This window comes from Moraxella sp. 179-F 1C4 NHS (genome assembly GCF_045370505.1).
Taxonomy (GTDB): Bacteria; Pseudomonadota; Gammaproteobacteria; order Pseudomonadales; family Moraxellaceae; genus Faucicola; species Faucicola tetraodonis.
Genome location: NZ_JBIQEC010000017.1, coordinates 37679 through 56567, shown reverse-complemented (window position 1 = coordinate 56567; position 18889 = coordinate 37679). Strand labels below are relative to the sequence as shown.

Below are 18889 nucleotides of genomic sequence, written 5' to 3'. Positions count from 1 at the left end.
GGATAATACTGTGCTTTATCAACCCAATTCTATCTTAATTTTATGATTATTTGGTCTAGACATTGGGGAGTACCTTAATGACACCACTGGCATTTTTATTACTGGAAAAAATTGGTAATCCGATATTTGCCAAAGCTAAGCCCAGTAAAGAATACGACAAAATACCCAACCATGAGCACGCAGTGGTGATTGCAGGATTTGGACGTGTCGGGCAAATCATCGGCCGTGTGCTACGCATGCACAATATTGAATTTACCGCGATTGAAAAATCTGCCAACCAAGTCGATTTCGTCCGCAAATTTGGTAACCAAGTATACTATGGCAATCCCCAAAATCCTGAAATCCTACGCGCAGCAGGGCTTCAACGAGCCAAAGTTTTTATTATTGCCATTGGCGATATTGAACTATCTGAGACGGTCGCCGATTATGCCGTACGCAATTATCCGCATCTGACCATCTTGGCACGTGCCAAAAACCGTGAGCATTATTATCGTTTGCGCGATGCGGGGGTTAAGTATATTTGGCGAGAAACCTACCTATCTTCGCTGGATATGTCACGCGAAACCTTGGAAGTATTGGGCATGGCACCACAAACTGCCCGAAAAACCGTGCAAATGTTCCGCGATTATGATGACGCGTTGATTGAACGGCAGCGCGCCATCTATGAAGATGAAGCAGAGATGATTGCCTCAGCACAATCAGCGATTCAAGAACTCGAAAGCTTATTTGATAGCGATATGACCACCGCGAAACATGAACTCAATAAAGAAAAAGAGCGGTTTGAAAAATTGGCCGAGGAATCCTACTCGCAAACAAAAAAATAACCCAAAAAAACCATCAAAAGAAACGAACATTTAAAATGTTAAAAATCATAAGGAGTACAAGCATGCAAATCCGTGTCGTACAACAAGATATTACGACCCTAGCTGTTGATGCGATTGTCAACGCTGCCAACAATTCATTGCTCGGTGGTGGCGGGGTTGATGGCGCTATTCACCGTAAAGCAGGCACGTCACTGCTTGCGGCTTGTCGAGTGATTCATGATGAGCAAGGCGGTTGTCCTACTGGCAAAGCCGTGATTACCCCTGCAGGGAATTTGCCCGCCAAATATGTGATTCACACCGTCGGACCTGTTTGGCATGGCGGACAGTCAAATGAGTCAGCGCTACTAGCAAGCTGTTACACCGAATCGCTGAAACTTGCTGAGCAAAACGGTGTTAAAACCATTGCTTTTCCCAATATTTCAACGGGTGTGTATCGTTTTCCAAAACAACAAGCCGCACAAATTGCGGTAAACACCGTAAAAGATTTCGTCAAGCAAAACGAAAATCATGAATTTGAAGACATTATCTTTGTCTGTTTTGATGCAGAAAATTATCAGCTTTATCTAAATTTAGTCCAACCCGAAAATTAAAATATGCAAATTTTACATGATGGCGAAGCCTTAACTATCGCAAAGCAGTATCTGAACGCAATGTCCAAATCCATGGGCGACTGCCAACTTGCAATCATGAAAAATGAAACAATAAACCGCCTTAAGGGTGCATGATATGAGAGCCTACACACACTGCCACCAGACCTGCCAACGGGCGATTGTGTATAAATCTTGGGTCATTTTTGCCGACAATCATTGGCCATATTTACAAAAATTAACAATTCAATTTTGATAAAAAACAGCCTAATTTTAGACTGTTTTTTTAATGTTTTTTGATTAACAAGGGCATCGCTTCATGCCACCGCCATTACTCGGGTAGCGCGCATCGACGCAGTAGCGAAAAAAGGTCTTTTCATCCATCGGCTCTAGATCAGGATGCTGCTCCTGCATATGGCTGACGTAGGTCGCATAATCAGGGACACCGACCATCAAACGAAAGCTTTGTTGCATCCGTTTGACCAGCGTGATTAGGCGGGTCATATTTTTTGGGCTAAAAATTACCTCCTTTTGCGCCTTTAAGGTCATTTTAATCAAGTTAGCGATTAACGCGTTATTACTCATGTGACTCTCCTTCTATCTGCCCAGCATGGTTTTGGTGAAATCAAAGCAATTGCACAATACAATATTGTGCAATTGCTGGTAATTTTTCACTAATGCGGTGCAGAAATATTCAAGGGTTTTGGATCTTCATAAATCGCCTCACCTTCAACCACGGTAGGTTTATCACTTGCCAAGGCTTTTGTTAATGCGCGAATCGTACCAACCATCATCACAATTAACACAATCATAAAGAAGCCACAAAGCACGGCATCCACATAGTTTGAGAATACGATGGTTTGCATCTCATCCAAGGTTTTGGCAGGTTTTAACACTTCACCTTTGGCAATCGCGGCACTGTATTTGTGCGCTTGCGCCAAGAAACCAATCGCTGGGTTTTCATGGAAGATTTTTTGCCAACCCGCTGTCAGACAGGTAATCAATAAGAAAACCGTGGGTGCCACAGTGACCCAAGCATATTTTTGTTTTTTCATTTTAAATAAAACTGCGGTACCTAGTGTCAATGCCATGGCTGCCAAGATTTGGTTACCGATGCCAAACAGTGGCCACAATGAGTTAATTCCCCCAAGCGGATCAATCACGCCTTGGTAGACAAAGAAGCCCCAAGCGGCTACTGCAATCAAGGTCGCAAGCAAATGCACGCCAAGATTGGTTGAACCACGTACCGATGGCACCACGATGCCGATAGTGTCTTGTACCATAAAACGACAAGCACGCGTCCCTGCATCGACTGCAGTCAAAATAAACAAGGCTTCAAATAAAATCGCAAAGTGATACCAAAAACCCATCATCGCCGTACTACCAAAGATAGACGATAGGATATGCGCCATCCCAATGGCAAAGGTCGGCGCGCCGCCTGTCCGTGAGATAATAGAGCTCTCACCCACTTGCTGCGCTAGTGTGGTAAGCGCATCGGGGGTAATCACAAACCCCAATTTTTGGATAGCGGCTGCCGCGGTCTCTGGTGTTGTACCTAAAAGTGCTGCTGGGGCATTAATCGCAAAATACATACCAGGGTCAAGAATGGTGGCACAGATCATTGCCATGATACCAACCATCGACTCCATGAGCATAGCACCATAACCAATGGCGCGAGTATCTACTTCATTATCTACAAGTTTTGGGGTCGTACCACTCGATACCAACGCGTGAAAACCAGAGATAGCACCACAAGCAATGGTAATAAACAAGAACGGAAATAACCCGCCTTTAAATACGGGGCCTGTACCATCGATAAATTTGGTAACCGCAGGCATTTTTAACTCTGGCATGGTAAAAATAATCGCCAGTGCCAAACCTACAATCACCCCTATTTTTAAAAAAGTTGATAAATAATCACGCGGCGCAAGCAGCAGCCACACAGGCAATACCGAGGCTACCACACCATAAATCATCAATGCCCAAGTCAGCTGGGTACCGCTCAAGGTAAACAATTCAGCCATCGCAGGGTCTTTGGCAATATCGCCACCAAATACAATTGCCGCCATCATCAACACAAAGCCAATGATAGACACCTCCATGATTTTACCCGGGCGTAAATAACGCATGTAGATGCCCATCAGTAGCGCAATTGGAATCGTTGCCGCGATGGTAAATAGCCCCCAAGGACTGTGCGCTAGCGCCTTCACCACCACCAGTGCCAGTACGGCAAGAATAATGACCATCACGCCGAGTGCACCGAGCATCACCGTAATACCCGTAAAAGTACCCAGCTCGTCTTTTGCCATTTCACCCAGTGATTTGCCATCACGGCGAGTGGACAAAAATAGCACAGTAAAATCTTGTACCGCACCTGCAAATACCACCCCAATGATGAGCCATAGCGTACCTGGCAAATAACCCATTTGTGCCGCTAAGATAGGACCGACTAAAGGACCTGCCCCAGCAATCGCAGCAAAGTGGTGACCAAATAAGACGTATTTATTGGTAGGAACATAATCTAAGCCATCTTTTAGGCGATGAGCCGGTGTCACGCGGCGGGGATTGAGTTCAAAGACTTTTTTGGCGATAAATAAACTATAGTAGCGATAAGCAATGCTATACGAACACACGGCAGCGGCGACGAGCCACACCGCATTGATACTTTCGCCGCGGTGCAGAGCGATTGTCCCTAATGCCACTGCGCCAATAATTGCAACAAGTAACCATACTATCTTTGATAGCATGGGGGAGTTACTTGTCATTGCGGAATTTGTCTGCATGTCAACTCCTTTTTATATAAGGTCATCCTGGGGTAGAGATAAAAGCAATTATCTTCAACTGAACTAAATTAACATGTAATTACGTTAAAGCATTATTGCTTCTTTTTTGTAATATTTTGCAAATTGTAACATGGATTGGTGGTCTTTCGTCATTGAAAGTATCACTGTTACCCAATATATACCAAATTTACTGGCTTTAGCCTGAGTCGTTGTTTGGTATAATGACCCAATCAGCTTAAAAGCCTGTAAATTCTAGCGTATATTTTTTGACCAGTTTTACAAATTTAATCGTCCAAGTCGCTGCTACAGCATTTATTTTTGCATTTTTATGTATTTTTTTATGCTTTTTTTAATGAAACATACCCTATGAAACCAACCCAAAATCATAAGCCTCAAATGTTTGACCCAGCAGCCAAAATGACTTCAGTTGATACTGCCAGTAATGCCGATGCCAAGCTGCTGCATCAGTCAACTGTAACACTTGAAGGCATGCCAAAGGTGAGCGAGTTGCAAAAACTGCAATCAGCGACCCGTACAGCGCGCAAGCCTTTTCAGTGGCAGTTTTTATTGCCGCAATATTGGGGGATTTGGCTTGGGGTCGCGCTGATTTTGCCATTGATTTATTTGCCGTTGCGCTATCAATTTAAAATCGGTCATTTTTTGGGGAAATTGTTATTTGGACTGATTAAAAGCCGCCGAGCCGATACTTTGACCAATCTGTCATTGGCGTTTCCAGAGCTCAGCGAAGATCAGCGTTTAGAGATGGCAGAGAAGATTTTTATCAATGCCGGTGTGGGTGTGTTTGAAAGCCTGTGTGCGTGGTATCGACCGGATGTATTTACCCGCTGCGTCACTGTATCAGGGCTGCAACATGTCAAAAACGCCCAATCGCAAGGTAAAGCGGTGATTTTACTCGGTATCCATTCGACTTTGCTCGATTTGGGTGGACGGCTGACCACCATGTTCACCCCGCTGGATGTGGTGTATCGACCGCAAAACAATGCGCTGCTTGATTGGTTCATTTTTAATGCTCGCTCAAAAGTTTATAGCGACCAAATCAGTCATCGCGATATGCGCCATTTTGCCAAAAACCTTAAAGATAATCATGTGGTATGGATCACCCCCGACCAAGATTTTGGGCTTAAACAAGGCGTGATGGCAGACTTTTTTGGGGTACCCGCTGCCACTTTGACTGCACCACGTCGTATGGCAAAACTGGGCAATAAAGCCAATCCGCCTGCCGTGATGATATTGCATTTCTATCGGGAAACCCCGGATGAGATGCCAAAAGGTCGCAAACCGCATTATCACATCATCTTCTCGCCTGTCATTGAGAACTACCCAACCGAAGATGAATTAGCGGATGCCAATCGCATCAATCAGCTATTAGAAAATTATATCCGTATCGACCCGACCCAATACATGTGGTTTCATCGGCGCTATAAAACTCAGCCTACTGGTATCCGCTATTACCGCTAATATTACTCATTTGGCTCATGGGGCTTAGCCAATTTTTGGCATGAATTTGTAGTCAAAAACCGCTATACTAACGGACAATTTTTTTGCCTATTTTGTACTTTTTTTGCTTTTGTTTGGAATTTTGAACATGAATGATAAAACAGCCGCGCCGCGCCGCATTTTAACCGGTATCACCACCAGTGGTATTCCCCATCTTGGCAACTATGTCGGTGCCATTCGCCCAGCCATACAATCGGCGATACAAGGCGCCAGTATGGGAGAAAGCGACGCTTATTTTTTCTTGGCGGATTTGCACGCACTCATCAAATGCCATGACCCTGAGGCGATTCATGCATCGACCAAGGCAATTGCCGCGACGTGGCTTGCGTGTGGTCTCGACCCTGAGCGAGTGGTGTTTTACCGCCAGTCGGATATTATCGAAATTCCAGAGCTAACTTGGGTACTCAACTGTAACTGTGCTAAAGGTTTGATGAACCGTGCGCATGCCTACAAAGCCGCCGTAGATGCTAACCGTGAAACGCCAGACACTGACCCTGATTTTGGCATTTCGATGGGATTATTTAGTTATCCTGTGTTAATGGCTGCGGATATTTTGATGTTCAATGCCACCCATGTCCCTGTGGGGAAAGACCAAATCCAGCATATCGAGATGGCACGTGATATCGCAGGTACTTTTAACTTCCGCTATTGCGACCCAGAAAAACCGATTTTTGTATTGCCCGAAGCCATGGTAGATGATGACACGCCGCTACTGACGGGGCTTGATGGTCGTAAAATGTCAAAAAGCTATGGCAATACCATTCCGTTATTTGGCGACGACCCACAAATAGATGGTGAAAAAGCGCTGCGAAAAGCCATCATGCGTATTGTCACCAATTCACAATTGCCAGAAGAACCCAAAAACCCCGATGAATCCACGATTTTTGAGATTTATCGTGCATTCGCTAGCGCGGAAGAACAACAACTACTGCGTCAACGTTTTGAGCAAGGTATCGCTTGGGGGGATGCCAAAGAAGTGTTGTTTGAAAAAATCAACAGCGAAATTGCCCCTTTCCGGGCTCGTTACAATGAATTGATGGCGAATCCAAAAGAATTGGAAGAAATCCTACAAATGGGCGCAGAAAAAGCCCGCCGTGACGCGCGCAAACGCCTAGAAAAAGTACGAAAAGCCATTGGTATCAAACCCCTTGCCAAACTCAAAAAATAACGAGTCACTCATGACATTTGCACACTTTAAAGCCTATACCGATAGGCTTTATCAAACCGATAAAGCCTTTGACGATGCGCAGCCCAACCGTCTTAACCGACATCGCCACCTTGAGCCTGATTCAGCCGAGTTTCTTGCCAGTCTGGTTATCAGCAAACGGGCTAAAAATATGTTAGAAATTGGTACATCAACGGGCTATTCTACGCTATGGCTAGGCTATGCGTTAGCCCAAATCAATCGAGCCAATACCGCGGATAGTGCCACATTGACCTCAATTGATATCGATGAATGGCGATTACTAACTGCTCGCAATCACCTGCGTACCTTGCAGTTTGACCACAATATCACGCTACAACAAGTCGATGCGAAGGATTTTTTACGTCAGTCGACCGCCCATTTTGATGTGATTTTCTTGGATGCAGAGCGTAGGTTTTATGGCGACTATGTGGCTGACTTTAAGCGGTTACTGACCTTTGGCGATATGCTGATTGTCGATAATGTCATTTCTCATGCCGATGAAGTAGCAGCGTTTTTGTCAGCCTTTGAACAGGACAACAACTATCTGTGCTCTACCCTATCAATTGGGGCAGGATTGTTTTTAGCAGTTAAACAATCAAAGGATTAAAAACAAAATGCTATGGGAATTATTAAAACAAATTTGGTGGTTAATTCCTCTTTTCCTTATCATTAGTTTTTTAAAATCGCCTACTTTTAAAGGTTGGTTTGGCGAAAAAATGGTTGAAAAAGCTGCTAATCGCAAGCTGCCACATGATAGCTACCATGATTTGCAAAACGTCACTTTAGCAACTGATGAAGGTTCTACGCAAATTGACCATATTTATGTGTCGCGTTTTGGTATTTTCGTAGTTGAAACTAAAAACTATAAAGGGTGGATTTATGGTAAAGTCAAAGATGCCAAATGGACGCAAAACATTTATGGCAAAAAACATCTTTTCCAAAATCCGTTACGACAAAATTATAAACATATCAAAACATTAGAGAATTTATTAGAGTTACCGAATGACGTTTTTCATTCAGTTATTGTATTTACAGGTGAATGTGAATTAAAAAGTAATTTTCCAGCCAATATTTGCCGCTTGGGAAACTTCACAGATTATATTTTGTCATTTGACCAACAAAAACTCAGCGACATACAAGTTCAGCGAATCTGCCAATTATTGGCTAAAAATCGTCTTGATAATACGCTTAAAACTCGCCATCAGCATATTCAAAACCTAAAAAAACAACATCACAAATGACCAATTTAGCCATTCGAATTTTTGAGACGCCTGTTCAAAGTCTGCCCGAAGACCTCTATATTCCGCCTGAAGCCTTTGCCATTTGGCTGGAGCAGTTTGAAGGCCCGCTGGATTTTTTGCTGTACTTAGTCAAAAAAAATAACTTTGATATCACCACCACAGCGATTTTGCCGATTACCGAGCAGTACCTGACTTATATTGAGGAATTGGATGACAATCATTTTGAGTTGGCAGGTGATTATTTGCTGATGGCAAGTACCTTGATTGCTATTAAAAGCGAATTGTTACTACCAAGCCCGCAACGGCCAGAGGATGAAAAAAACCCCACCAAGCAGCTGATTGACAGACTTGAACAATACGCCCAAATCAAACACGCCAGTCAGCGTATCGATGCATTAATGCGGCTTGAGCGCGATGTGTTTTTGGCATACGCCAGTTTGCCAAACCCTGATATATTAGCCAAAGAGATGGCACCCTATCCTGCCACCATGCTTGCCGACAGTTTAATCAAAATGCAGCTAAAGCCCGATTACCAAATGCACCACGTCAAAGCCGATATCGTGCCTTTGGCAGAGCGTATGGCAAGTATTAGTCGTATATTGGCAAGTCGGGGTCAAGGCACTTTCCACGACATATTAGATAAATCACAAGGCAAACTGGGTGTGGTGGTGAGTTTTGTCGCCATTTTGGAATTAGCAAAACAGCGGATGCTAAAGTTTGTCGCAAAAGAGGATGACAACGCTTCTGATGTAAGCGAACTAACCTTGATATGGGCATCGTCATGACCGATTTTAACCAACAACATCAGCTTGCCCAGCAGCATAGCAAATCTATTGAAGCGATTTTACATGCTTCAGAAACCCCGATTACTGCCAAGCAGCTGTGTCACTGGCTATCGATTAATCCAAACCAACTGAGCATGGCGCTCACGGTCTTGCAGCAGCGTCTATCACAAGGCGCGTTAACCTTAGCGGATACCGCAAGCGGCTACCGATTGCAAATCGCCAATGACTTTAGCCCACTTATTCAGCAAGTTTTTCCCCAGCGTCAAGAAACCTTAAGCCAAGCGTTATTAGAAACGTTAAGTGTGATTGCTTACAAACAACCAGTGACGCGTGGCGATATTGAGCAAATTCGTGGTGTGACTGTATCGAGCAATATCTTACGGCAACTATTTGATAAAGGCTGGATTATTGAGCAAGGCTTTCGCGATACGCTGGGACGTCCTGCACTACTGCATACCACCGCAGCGTTTTTAGCCGCCTTTGGGCTTAAAAGCTTGCAAGATTTACCAAAGCTAGCTGATGTGCAACAGCTTGAGCTATAAAAAAGCTACCGACTGGGCAGCTTTTTAAAGAACCTGTTTAAAGACCCTGCATCAAGAATGTATTAAGGCAAGCGGCGAGCAGGGACGCCCCACTGGTTGACATTTGGCTTGGTATCTGTGCAATACCACACCAGCAGCACAATTCCGCCAATGATGGGGATAAAGGCAATCAGCATCCACCAACCTGATTTATTAACATCATGTAAACGGCGAACAGCTACTGCGATATTGGGAATCACCAACGCCAAAGCAATAAGCCCCGCCACAATGCCATCGGTGCCAATCATATAATCAATGATTGCCCCACCCAGATACAACATGAGCCACGCCAAATAAAAATACCAATATTCTTTACGTCTAGCGCGCCCTTTAAAATTGGCATAATTGCTGAGACTTTTTTTGACCCAATCAAAAAAACCATAATTTTCTTCAATTGCCCATGCTGGATTGACAGTATTCATGCCCGCTGTGTGAGTAACTTGACCATAGTTGGCAGTTGTAGGGTTGTCTGTATAGCCGTGAGGGATGGGCGCAATTGTGCTATCTATCGGTTTGTTCAGATTAATAGCATTGCCTGTGGCAAGACCGACAACTGCCACTGCATTACCCTGCGCATCGACACTAAATTCTACTTGTTGTCCTGCCATCGGTGCCGTGGCTTGTTGCCATTGTTGACTAGTAAATGGGTAATTTTTGCCGTCCTCCGCCATGATGATACCTTGGCCATGTTGCGGCGAGAAATTGGCTATTTGCCCTTTCATTGTTATTATTCCTTATAGTTGTATTAATTTACTTATGTCGATGATTATAACCTAAAATAATTTTTACAATGTGACATTATTTATGTTAACTTTTTGGCTAAAATACTGGTTAAAATTTAGCCACATGACTTTATACTAGCATTCAACCATCGCTTGTCCTACAATAGGCACAAGCATGAAGTTTCATGCTAGCACAACATTGTGAAATGTTGCTACCTATTAAAGGATTATTGAATGAAAGACGAAAAACTGCAAAAAGCGCTCGCCCGTCTAGGCTTAGGTTCGCGCCGCCAAATGGAAGATGTGATTCGCGAAGGTCGCGTCAGTGTTAACGGGACTGTCGCTACCATTGGTGACCGTGTCGGACAGGGCGATGAAATCCGAGTCGATGGACGTTTGCTACGCTATACCGCAGAAAACGAAAAACGCCGCCGTATATTGATGTATTACAAGCCAGAAGGCGAAATTTGCTCAGCCCATGACCCAGAAGGTCGTCCCACGGTGTTTGAGCGCCTGCCACCACTGAACCATGACCGCTGGGTAATGGTGGGTCGGTTGGACATCAACTCAACAGGTTTATTGCTATTTACCAATGATGGTGAACTGGCTCACCGTCTGATGCACCCATCAAATGAAATAGAGCGCGAATACGCGGTGCGTGTGATGGGCGAAGTCACCCCTGAGATTATCTTAAATCTCAAACGTGGTGTCATGCTAGAAGATGGTATGGCACAATTTGATGACATCGTTGAAAAAGGCGGTGAAGGTATCAACAAATGGTACCAAGTCAAACTCAAAGAAGGTCGCAATCGTGAAGTACGCCGCTTATTTGAATCACAAGGCTTAAAAGTAAGCCGATTACTGCGTATCCGTTACGGCTCTGTCAGTCTGCCAAGGGAACTTCGCACGGGTCGTTATCTTGAGCTAGATCGCCGTGAGATTGACACCTTAGCAGGACTTGTCAACATTCGCCCGCGCCAAGGCACAGGGCTTTACGGCATTGCCAAACGCCGCCAAGAACGCTTTGAGAAAAAACCGCTAAAAGCGCGTCGTGGTGGTCATCACTTACGCCGCGATAAAGAAAAAAGAAGCAGCTAACCGCTATAAAATTTACACAAAAAGCAACTTACAAAAAAAGCGTATCAATTTGATACGCTTTTTTCATTTTAATATACCAATGTTAATCTACCATCGACTACGTTCGATTTTTGACATAGCGGTAAGTTGACGCAAATTGCTGGCTGACTTCATAAAACATCTCATTGAGCAATTCATCTAATTGCAGATTGACCCGAGCCAATACCTCAATGAGCATATCGCCTGCGGTCATCTCCCCCTGAATTTTTTGATTGAGCTGACTGGGATGATATTTGGCAATTTGGTCATACTGGTGTACAGCTTCAGGAATCGTCTGCTCAATTAAGCGATTGACCACAAACTTATTTTCAGTCAACCATTGGGTTTGCGGGTGGTCTGGTTGGTTGACTGACTGACTTTGGTCGCGTTGCCACTCCTGATAACGAATGAGTTTGTCATGGATGGTGTCAAGCAGCATTACGGCAGCTGTTGGCATACGTTCAATTGATGCGCCATCAATACCCAAAATCGAAGGTGAAGATAATCGCGGTTGTTGATTTTTTGCTTTAAACCATTTTTTATTGCTTGCATGTTTGCTAGCACGTGGCATTAAGTTAAAACGGCTATCACTACCGAAGGTATTGGGAATTGGCAGGTTTGATTGGTACGCCAAGCGCATGGTTTCTGGTTTTGCCGGCGATGCTGTGGGCGGCACAGAATATTGAGACATACCGACCTCAATATCTGCCATGTCATGTAGTTTATACCAAGCCAACCTTATCCATCGATACACCAAAAAGCTTATCAATACAGTTAACAATATACCGAGCAAAATATTCATCTATACGCCCTAACAGCTTGTCTATCAATAACAGCCTGCCTATAAAAAGCAAATATAGCACTACTATGATTGCAACTGTTTAAAAATTCAAGCATGTTAGCGTTGGCTAAGCCTAAAAATTCATCGGTCAAAAAAAAGTATTGCCCAGAAATTTTAGCGATTACTTTTAGCTATTAACTATTGTCCTAAATCGTCATGTTCACATGGTATGCCAATAGCGAAGTTTATTGATTTCAAATAAGAATGCCACAAACATGCCGAGATAATACGCCAATTTAAGCTCAAAGCTGTCATCCCGCAACTTAAAAGGTAATGCGCAAAGGGTGACGGCAAGCGGAATCCACAATAGCATAAACACCCAATTTTCGATGACATTGAGCCAGCCTTGCATTCCCTTGCTACTGCGTAAAGCCGCCAAGCCTAACAGCAAGCAAGCAACGATCAGTGTGTTGATTAAGCCTTTTGGAAGATTGCTGGGATAAATCGATAATTCTTGCTTAGTATAATGTGGCAATGCCATTCAATAAATTCCTAAATAATTACTAAGGATTGGTGTTATGTGTAGCATCAATTTGTGACGTTAATGTCTTGGGGTGCCGACTCGCCGAACGAACCGTTACGAATATGCCGCCATCATCCATAGCATCGCCACACAGCTAAATAACAAACCCAAGGTTAACGCATTGCGATTTTGAATCGGTGCACGCCCTGAGTAGCGATTTAACACCTTTGAGCCCACGACAAAAGCCAGTGGAATACCGAGCCAAAAAATAGCAATGGTACTTACCAGTGAGGGCAGCATTGATGATAAACTATCGCCAAACATCAACCTAAACCCAAAACCTGCCAACCCTAGCAACACCGCAAATATTGCCAGTCCAATTGTCAGCCCTTTGGGTACTAAAGACGGGGATTGAACGTCCATACCAATTTCCTTGTGTATCATTCCTTGTGGCGCATTTACGCTGGCACGTGACCAACCAAAGCCAGTTCAGCACGCATTGCATCAATCGCTTGGCGATAATCAGGTTGATTAAATATCGCTGAACCTGCGACAAACATATCAGCCCCTGCTTCGGCAACCGCACGAATATTACTGGCTTTGATACCGCCATCGACTTCAAGGCGAATATCGCGACCCGATAGCCTAATCATTTCGCGCACCGCTTCAATTTTTTTGAGGGTGCCATCAATAAATGCTTGCCCACCAAACCCTGGGTTGACACTCATCAATAAAATCTGGTCAACTTTATCCATCACATAGTCTAGATAGTGTAGCGGCGTGGCAGGATTCAGCACCAGTCCACAATCAGCGCCCCCATCTTTGATGAGTTGTAACGAGCGATCGACATGTTGCGTGGCTTCTGGGTGAAAGGTAATGATGCTAGCGCCCGCCTTTAAGAACTGCTCAATCATACTATCAACCGGTGATACCATCAAATGCACATCTATCGGCGCAGTTACCCCATAATTACGCAGCGCCTGACAAATCATGCTCCCAAAGGTCAAATTTGGGACATAATGATTGTCCATCACGTCAAAATGCACTACATCTGCACCTGCGGCGATAACCTTCTCGACGTCCTCGCCTAGACGGGCAAAATCTGCCGACAAAATCGAAGGGGCAATCAAAAATTGGCTATCATTGTTGGGATGGGCAAATTTATTAGGGGCTTGTTTAAGTGAGTCTTCAAGAATTTCAGACTGGTTCATCATCATTATCCGTCAGCTTTGATTAAAAGTTGCGGATATTTTAGCAAAGATTATTTTAAAAAACTTCGACTATTTGGTGACTATTACTTGGTGGCTATAATTTGTTAACTGGGACTATTGAAAGCGACTATTTGCTGCCCGTGAAAATAAACACCGCCATAAGGCTTGTAGAATTTGTATTTATTAAATAGTCAAAACAAGGTAGCTAGACTATGCTAGATTATGATTAATAAGTACCAAAAAAGATAAAACCCAAGTCTTAGGGCAATAGACTTGGGTTTTAGGGCACTTCATGTCAACTATGTTATTATTATTGGCTTTCCATGATATTACTCATCCTGAGCGTCTCAACACTACCATTCCTTGGTATCATCCTTGTGTTGATGAGTTCATTGTAGTTTGTTGCACGGTTGGTTACTAGCCGCAAAAGGCGGAATCTGTTGTAAGCAAATGCTTACATGCGGTTTTAGATTGCCCGCTGTTAGCTTTCTAATGCGCCTTTCAATAATTTGCTAGCATCACTAGCGCTATCACGCTGAGCTTCCGATAGCTTCTCACCTTCTGTGACCCCTTCTTTGATGGTTTCTTTCGCCTCTTGGTGATCGGCGATGCTTGGCAAAGGTTCAGGCTGCTCATCCATGACTTCAGGTTCATATTGTAAAGTAGTGAGCACGGGAAAATGGTCGGAGCCAATGTTCGGCATACGCGCCATCGATACCAGGGTGAAGTGATTGCTGTGAAAAACATGGTCAAGCGCCCAGCGCAAAAATGGGTAGCTGGCATGAAAGGTATTGATGAATTTTCGCCCAATGCGGGGGTCTAGTAGCCCTGAGATACGCTGGAACATGCGGGTGGTATGCGACCAAGCCACATCGTTAAGATCACCTGCAACAATCACCGTCAAATCGTTGGCGTTGATGTGTTTGCCTACCATTAACAGCTCAGCATCCCGTGTCACCGATTTATCGGCTTCGGTTGGACTCGGTGGCATGGGGTGCAAGCAGTATAGCCAAACGACCTTCCCCATGGCTAGACGAACTTGGGTATGAATCGATGGAATATCATCGACCACCAGATATTTTACTTGGGGATTGATAAGCTCAAGCTTTGAGTACAAATGCATACCATACAAGTTATCGAGTGGCACTTTTACATTAAATGGATAGTCAGCCTCAATGGGGCTTAAAGCGTCTTGCCATGCTTGGTCAGTTTCGAGTGTCAATACAATATCGGGTTGATGGGTATGGATAAGGTCAATCAAAGCTTGTTTATTTGGATTGGTCGTCAACACATTGGCAACCAACAATTTCACTTGATAATCGCGTGATTTTGGCTGTGCCGTTTGCACTTGTTTCTTCCACAAAAACGTATAAGGCAACACCATGTACGCTTGCATAGCCAGCGCAATAAGCAGCAGCAAAATCAATCCAATTTGCCAACGACTGTCAAAAGCGCCCAGCCAAAGTAAGCCAATGAGCGCCACCACCCCCAAAAAAATCAATTGATTTCTGGGAAAATCAGCAACCCTAAACCACCATTCAAACCTAGGGATGGTTGCCCAAAAAGTTGCAAAAACCACAAAACCTGCTAGCAACTGTAACAACAGCGTCATTGTCTATCCTTTCATGTTATATTGCGGTTCACGTTGGTCAATATTAGCTTGTTATCATTATCTTGTGATCATTAGTATGGCGATATAGTAGCCGCAAAAATACGGCTGATAAATTGCAGTTGTGTTGCCAAACGCTATTTTTCACCGTGACATCGCTATCAGCATATTACCTATAGCCAAATAGATGCCCCATCTAAAAAAAAATTCACTTGCAAAATCTTACAAATACAGGCAAGGTAACAGGTTACTAATTGAAAAATCAATGTGGATTTTCTGCACTATTTATTTTGTTTACAGTAAGGAAGGGTTATCATGAGTCAGCTACGCGTAGGTTTGGTCGGATGGCGTGGAATGGTCGGTTCGGTATTAATTCAACGTATGATAGATGAAAACGACTTTGAAGGGATTACCCCCGTGTTTTTCTCTACCAGTAATGCCGGTGGCGATGCCCCTACCCCAAATGGCATTGCCCCTAGCAAGCTTGAAGATGCGCATGACTTAGCGGCTTTAGCGGCTTGTGATGCCATTATTACCTGTCAAGGCGGTGACTATACTAAAGAAGTCCATCAGCCGCTACGTGATAAAGGCTGGACCGGTTATTGGATTGATGCAGCAAGCACCCTGCGTATGACTGAAAATAGCATCATCGTCCTAGACCCGGTCAACCGCAATGTCATTGATGACGCTATCAAAAATGGTCAAAAAGACTTTATCGGTGGTAACTGTACGGTATCCTTGATGTTGATGGCGATTGGCGAGTTGTTCAAACGTGATTGGGTTGAATGGGTATCTGCGATGACTTACCAAGCGGCAAGTGGTGCGGGCGCCAACAACATGCGTGAGCTTATCAAAGGCATGGGCTACATCCATGATGGCGTCGCAGACGAACTCAATAACCCCGCAGGCGCAATTTTAGAGATTGACCGTAAAGTAGCCGAATTACAACGTAGCAGTGAGTTCCCAAAACAATACTTTGGTGCGCCGCTTGCTGGTAGCTTAATTCCTTACATTGATGTACAACTAGAAAACGGTCAATCAAAAGAAGAATGGAAAGGCTGTGTTGAAACCAACAAAATCTTAGGCAATGATGCAGACAAGACTAATGCCAACATTGTGCCGATTGATGGTATCTGCGTGCGTATCGGTGCTATGCGTTGTCACTCACAAGGCTTGACCATCAAACTAAAAAAAGACATCCCTCTAGAAGAAATTGAAGCTGCGCTTCGTAACAGTGGCAATGAGTGGCTAGATGTGGTAGAAAATGACAAAGCAGCAAGCGTTGAGCGTTTAACCCCTGTGGCGGTCACTGGCACCCTTAAAGTTGCCGTAGGTCGTCTTCGTAAGATGAATCTAGGTGGCGAATATTTATCCGCCTTTACCGTGGGCGATCAGTTGTTATGGGGCGCGGCAGAGCCATTACGCCGCACACTTGCGATTATCCGCAATCAATTATAAGCCCAAGGTTTTATAAAAAACACGCTGACTAGGGCGTGTTTTTTTATGCCTGAGTAGATAAACCTGATAGTGTTAATCCCTTATTTATCCCTAAAAAACGCCATGACCAGTAAACAGGGATTGCCGTTATCAGGGTATTATCAGGGTATTGTCAGGGTATTGATAGTACAGCGTCATTATCCAAGCATCAATCCACGCTCAAATTGCTATCAACAGCGGGCTTTATGCCAATAATAAGCGAGCCAGACTATTGAGAGTTTTGGACAAAAAGTGTAAAGTTGAGCAGATAATTTGACTGAAACTTTTGTCAAGTTGTTGGACTATCGATTAATTTGATATTTGAATATTGCCTGTCGGTATATTGACTACCATGCGATCACACAAGTAGGCATTTTTTAACACCCATAACTATACTGTGATACCTTCAGCAAGGATTTTTTATGTCTTGGCAAAAATACTCTGTACAATTGGTATTGGGTTTTCCCTTATCGCTTCCCATTGTCGCTTATGCCGTCAATATTGGCGATACTTATGTACAAACCCAACAAAACCAACCTTTAAACGCCAGTATTAATGTCAGTGATATCAATCCAAGAACTTTTTCTGTCACAGTCGCCCAAGCTGATGTGTATCGCCAGCTAGGCTTGTCAAAAGATGCCGATATTCAAATCAAATTTCTCCCAACCAGTAGCAATGGCGGTCAGATTGTATTGACCACCAAACGTGCGATTAATGCCCCATTTACCGATGTGGTGCTCAATATCACGGAAAATGGCGTGACCAAAACACTGCCAAAAACCTTGTTGATGCCCATCGACAGCGCGCAAAAAATCACCACGCAAGCCAATACCACGGCTTTGCAATCACCTGCGCAAAACATCGTCATAGGTTCGGCTAATCCTGTGCAGTTGCCTGTTATGTCGCCCGACCCTATACCCATGCAGCCGATAACGTTGCCATCAACTACCATCAACCAGCTGCCTAATTTACCTACAACTGGTATGCCCGCTGGCGCCGCCCCAATGACGCAAGCTAGCGAAAACAGTGACTACCTGCGTATTCAAGAGACGCGAACGGTTCGATCTGTTCAGCCAAATGGCGCTGTCTATACGCAAGCCGTGCCACAAACGCAAAACCCTATCCAAACAAACGCCGCTGATAATCAATTGCCAAGCCCAGCAGCTAGTTATGGCAATCAACCTTTAGACAAATCTAAGTCCAAGTATAGCGCCAAAAACCGACAAATCATTGGCGAGACAACCACTTATACACTACAGCGCAATGACAACCTTTGGACCATCGCCAGTAATATCGCAGCGGCAAACCGCAAAGATGTCGACCAAGTGATGGCAGATATCATGGCAGCCAACCCGACCGCGTTCCCCGGTAATGACCCAACTAAACTTGTCGCCAATACCCAATTACAAATCCCAAAATACAAAGTAGTCCCTTCACAAATTGGGATAAAATCAGCCAATAAAGCGCGACAACAATATCGTCAAAACAAAAAACGTATCGCAAGCAAAAAATTTGTCATCGCAGCAAAATCTGCTGCTAAGCAACCAGCCACCCTAAAAACGACAAAAAAGACACTTAAAGCACAAAAAACACCGCGGCCATATACAGCGACTAAAAAATCTGAAATGACCATCATCGCACCTAATCATACCAATGGTTCAGTACAAGGTCAGAGTACCAAGAACAAGGTAGGCAAAGGGATGTCATCCCAAGTAGCGGCTCAAGTGCAGCAAAAACGCCAAGCCACCGCCCAGCAAGCCACTAAAGTTAACAAACTCAATCAAGACTTAGTGGGCGCTGAAAATCGCTTGAAAATACAAAACACCAAGCTTGCCCAATTAGAAAAACGCTTAAAAGAGTTAAACAAAAAATAATACAGCGCGTGGATGATATTGCCTATGTGCTGTATCATTTCATACTGTACAACAAATTTGTGGTGATTCATT

General features: G+C 44.0%; 20 protein-coding genes and 1 pseudogene. 12 read left to right on the top strand and 9 right to left on the bottom strand.

What is annotated here, in order from left to right; translation table 11 throughout:
- Positions 1-77: 77 nt before the first annotated feature.
- Together ACH0AB_RS08770 and ACH0AB_RS08765 are read left to right on the top strand one after the other, a co-directional pair.
- Positions 78-824: an NAD-binding protein gene (locus ACH0AB_RS08770; RefSeq protein WP_406877937.1), complete on the top strand. Its 747-nt coding sequence runs from the start codon at positions 78-80 to the stop codon at positions 822-824.
- 62 nt (positions 825-886) lie between these two features.
- Positions 887-1414 carry an O-acetyl-ADP-ribose deacetylase gene (locus ACH0AB_RS08765; RefSeq protein WP_095355714.1) on the top strand — a complete coding sequence of 176 codons (528 nt, stop codon included), beginning with the start codon at positions 887-889 and terminating at the stop codon, positions 1412-1414.
- 124 nt (positions 1415-1538) lie between these two features.
- Here ACH0AB_RS08765 and ACH0AB_RS08760 read toward each other — a convergent pair.
- From ACH0AB_RS08760 to ACH0AB_RS08750, 3 genes and pseudogenes are all read right to left on the bottom strand, one after another.
- Positions 1539-1625: pseudogene (locus tag ACH0AB_RS08760) on the bottom strand (hypothetical protein); the annotation flags it as partial.
- An 86-nt stretch (positions 1626-1711) separates the two neighbouring features.
- Complete coding sequence (locus ACH0AB_RS08755) at positions 1712-1996, bottom strand: YbdD/YjiX family protein (protein WP_007115971.1); 285 nt, start codon at positions 1994-1996, stop codon at positions 1712-1714.
- Positions 1997-2085: 89 nt separating this feature from the next.
- On the bottom strand, positions 2086-4176 hold the full coding sequence (locus ACH0AB_RS08750; protein WP_406877939.1) for a carbon starvation CstA family protein: 2091 nt from the start codon (positions 4174-4176) through the stop codon (positions 2086-2088).
- 507 nt (positions 4177-4683) lie between these two features.
- On the opposite strand from ACH0AB_RS08750, the gene ACH0AB_RS08745 reads away from it, so the two are divergent.
- From ACH0AB_RS08745 to scpB, 6 genes are all read left to right on the top strand, one after another.
- The gene (locus ACH0AB_RS08745) at positions 4684-5673 is read left to right on the top strand and encodes an LpxL/LpxP family acyltransferase (protein ID WP_313421398.1); all 990 of its coding nucleotides are present in this window, start codon (positions 4684-4686) and stop codon (positions 5671-5673) included.
- Between the two features lie 127 nt (positions 5674-5800).
- A complete protein-coding gene (gene trpS / locus ACH0AB_RS08740; protein ID WP_406877936.1) occupies positions 5801-6880 on the top strand; it encodes a tryptophan--tRNA ligase in 1080 nt (359 codons plus the stop codon).
- 10 nt (positions 6881-6890) lie between these two features.
- Complete coding sequence (locus ACH0AB_RS08735; RefSeq protein ID WP_406877935.1) at positions 6891-7505, top strand: O-methyltransferase; 615 nt, start codon at positions 6891-6893, stop codon at positions 7503-7505.
- Between the two features lie 7 nt (positions 7506-7512).
- Positions 7513-8139, top strand: a complete 627-nt coding sequence (locus ACH0AB_RS08730) for a nuclease-related domain-containing protein (protein ID WP_076774466.1) — start codon at positions 7513-7515, stop codon at positions 8137-8139.
- Positions 8136-8924, top strand: coding sequence for a segregation and condensation protein A (locus ACH0AB_RS08725; RefSeq protein ID WP_406877934.1), 789 nt, complete (start codon positions 8136-8138; stop codon positions 8922-8924). Before ACH0AB_RS08730 ends, ACH0AB_RS08725 begins: the two co-directional genes overlap by 4 nt.
- On the top strand, positions 8921-9466 hold the full coding sequence (scpB, locus tag ACH0AB_RS08720) for an SMC-Scp complex subunit ScpB (RefSeq protein ID WP_406877933.1): 546 nt from the start codon (positions 8921-8923) through the stop codon (positions 9464-9466). The genes ACH0AB_RS08725 and scpB overlap by 4 nt, the downstream gene beginning before the upstream one ends.
- 62 nt (positions 9467-9528) lie before the next feature.
- Here the strand turns inward: scpB and ACH0AB_RS08715 are convergent, their stop codons facing one another.
- On the bottom strand, positions 9529-10227 hold the full coding sequence (locus tag ACH0AB_RS08715) for a DUF805 domain-containing protein (protein WP_239741754.1): 699 nt from the start codon (positions 10225-10227) through the stop codon (positions 9529-9531).
- 234 nt (positions 10228-10461) lie between these two features.
- Here ACH0AB_RS08715 and rluB point away from each other — a divergent pair, with 234 nt between their 5' ends.
- On the top strand, positions 10462-11325 hold the full coding sequence (rluB, locus tag ACH0AB_RS08710) for a 23S rRNA pseudouridine(2605) synthase RluB (RefSeq protein ID WP_036591148.1): 864 nt from the start codon (positions 10462-10464) through the stop codon (positions 11323-11325).
- A 97-nt stretch (positions 11326-11422) separates the two neighbouring features.
- Here the strand turns inward: rluB and ACH0AB_RS08705 are convergent, their stop codons facing one another.
- The 5 genes from ACH0AB_RS08705 to ACH0AB_RS08685 form a co-directional block, all read right to left on the bottom strand.
- Entirely contained in the window at positions 11423-12145 is a 723-nt protein-coding gene (locus tag ACH0AB_RS08705; RefSeq protein WP_406877932.1) for a hypothetical protein, read from the bottom strand.
- Positions 12146-12344: 199 nt separating this feature from the next.
- Positions 12345-12665: a hypothetical protein gene (locus tag ACH0AB_RS08700; protein ID WP_007115494.1), complete on the bottom strand. Its 321-nt coding sequence runs from the start codon at positions 12663-12665 to the stop codon at positions 12345-12347.
- Between the two features lie 96 nt (positions 12666-12761).
- On the bottom strand, positions 12762-13070 hold the full coding sequence (locus tag ACH0AB_RS08695) for a hypothetical protein (protein ID WP_188875439.1): 309 nt from the start codon (positions 13068-13070) through the stop codon (positions 12762-12764).
- A gap of 35 nt (positions 13071-13105) precedes the next feature.
- Positions 13106-13858, bottom strand: a complete 753-nt coding sequence (rpe, locus tag ACH0AB_RS08690; RefSeq protein WP_406877931.1) for a ribulose-phosphate 3-epimerase — start codon at positions 13856-13858, stop codon at positions 13106-13108.
- Between the two features lie 481 nt (positions 13859-14339).
- Positions 14340-15470, bottom strand: a complete 1131-nt coding sequence (locus tag ACH0AB_RS08685) for an endonuclease/exonuclease/phosphatase family protein (protein ID WP_406877930.1) — start codon at positions 15468-15470, stop codon at positions 14340-14342.
- A 312-nt stretch (positions 15471-15782) separates the two neighbouring features.
- Between ACH0AB_RS08685 and asd the strand changes: the two genes are divergently transcribed.
- The 3 genes from asd to ACH0AB_RS08670 all read left to right on the top strand — a co-directional run bounded on the left by asd (position 15783) and on the right by ACH0AB_RS08670 (position 18817).
- Positions 15783-16925, top strand: coding sequence for an aspartate-semialdehyde dehydrogenase (gene asd / locus ACH0AB_RS08680; RefSeq protein WP_406877929.1), 1143 nt, complete (start codon positions 15783-15785; stop codon positions 16923-16925).
- A 102-nt stretch (positions 16926-17027) separates the two neighbouring features.
- Positions 17028-17159, top strand: a complete 132-nt coding sequence (locus ACH0AB_RS08675) for a hypothetical protein (protein ID WP_406877928.1) — start codon at positions 17028-17030, stop codon at positions 17157-17159.
- Between the two features lie 206 nt (positions 17160-17365).
- Entirely contained in the window at positions 17366-18817 is a 1452-nt protein-coding gene (locus ACH0AB_RS08670) for a type IV pilus assembly protein FimV (RefSeq protein ID WP_406877927.1), read from the top strand.
- The last annotated feature ends 72 nt before the right edge of the window (positions 18818-18889 follow it).

Coding starts and splice junctions, on each gene's coding strand:
- ACH0AB_RS08770 (WP_406877937.1), top strand. CDS start 78: ATGACACCACTGGCATTTTTATTACTGGAAAAAATTGGTAATCCGATA.
- ACH0AB_RS08765 (WP_095355714.1), top strand. CDS start 887: ATGCAAATCCGTGTCGTACAACAAGATATTACGACCCTAGCTGTTGAT.
- ACH0AB_RS08755 (WP_007115971.1), bottom strand. CDS start 1,996: ATGAGTAATAACGCGTTAATCGCTAACTTGATTAAAATGACCTTAAAG.
- ACH0AB_RS08750 (WP_406877939.1), bottom strand. CDS start 4,176: ATGACAAGTAACTCCCCCATGCTATCAAAGATAGTATGGTTACTTGTT.
- ACH0AB_RS08745 (WP_313421398.1), top strand. CDS start 4,684: ATGCCAAAGGTGAGCGAGTTGCAAAAACTGCAATCAGCGACCCGTACA.
- trpS (WP_406877936.1), top strand. CDS start 5,801: ATGAATGATAAAACAGCCGCGCCGCGCCGCATTTTAACCGGTATCACC.
- ACH0AB_RS08735 (WP_406877935.1), top strand. CDS start 6,891: ATGACATTTGCACACTTTAAAGCCTATACCGATAGGCTTTATCAAACC.
- ACH0AB_RS08730 (WP_076774466.1), top strand. CDS start 7,513: ATGCTATGGGAATTATTAAAACAAATTTGGTGGTTAATTCCTCTTTTC.
- ACH0AB_RS08725 (WP_406877934.1), top strand. CDS start 8,136: ATGACCAATTTAGCCATTCGAATTTTTGAGACGCCTGTTCAAAGTCTG.
- scpB (WP_406877933.1), top strand. CDS start 8,921: ATGACCGATTTTAACCAACAACATCAGCTTGCCCAGCAGCATAGCAAA.
- ACH0AB_RS08715 (WP_239741754.1), bottom strand. CDS start 10,227: ATGAAAGGGCAAATAGCCAATTTCTCGCCGCAACATGGCCAAGGTATC.
- rluB (WP_036591148.1), top strand. CDS start 10,462: ATGAAAGACGAAAAACTGCAAAAAGCGCTCGCCCGTCTAGGCTTAGGT.
- ACH0AB_RS08705 (WP_406877932.1), bottom strand. CDS start 12,145: ATGAATATTTTGCTCGGTATATTGTTAACTGTATTGATAAGCTTTTTG.
- ACH0AB_RS08700 (WP_007115494.1), bottom strand. CDS start 12,665: ATGGCATTGCCACATTATACTAAGCAAGAATTATCGATTTATCCCAGC.
- ACH0AB_RS08695 (WP_188875439.1), bottom strand. CDS start 13,070: ATGGACGTTCAATCCCCGTCTTTAGTACCCAAAGGGCTGACAATTGGA.
- rpe (WP_406877931.1), bottom strand. CDS start 13,858: ATGAACCAGTCTGAAATTCTTGAAGACTCACTTAAACAAGCCCCTAAT.
- ACH0AB_RS08685 (WP_406877930.1), bottom strand. CDS start 15,470: ATGACGCTGTTGTTACAGTTGCTAGCAGGTTTTGTGGTTTTTGCAACT.
- asd (WP_406877929.1), top strand. CDS start 15,783: ATGAGTCAGCTACGCGTAGGTTTGGTCGGATGGCGTGGAATGGTCGGT.
- ACH0AB_RS08675 (WP_406877928.1), top strand. CDS start 17,028: ATGACCAGTAAACAGGGATTGCCGTTATCAGGGTATTATCAGGGTATT.
- ACH0AB_RS08670 (WP_406877927.1), top strand. CDS start 17,366: ATGTCTTGGCAAAAATACTCTGTACAATTGGTATTGGGTTTTCCCTTA.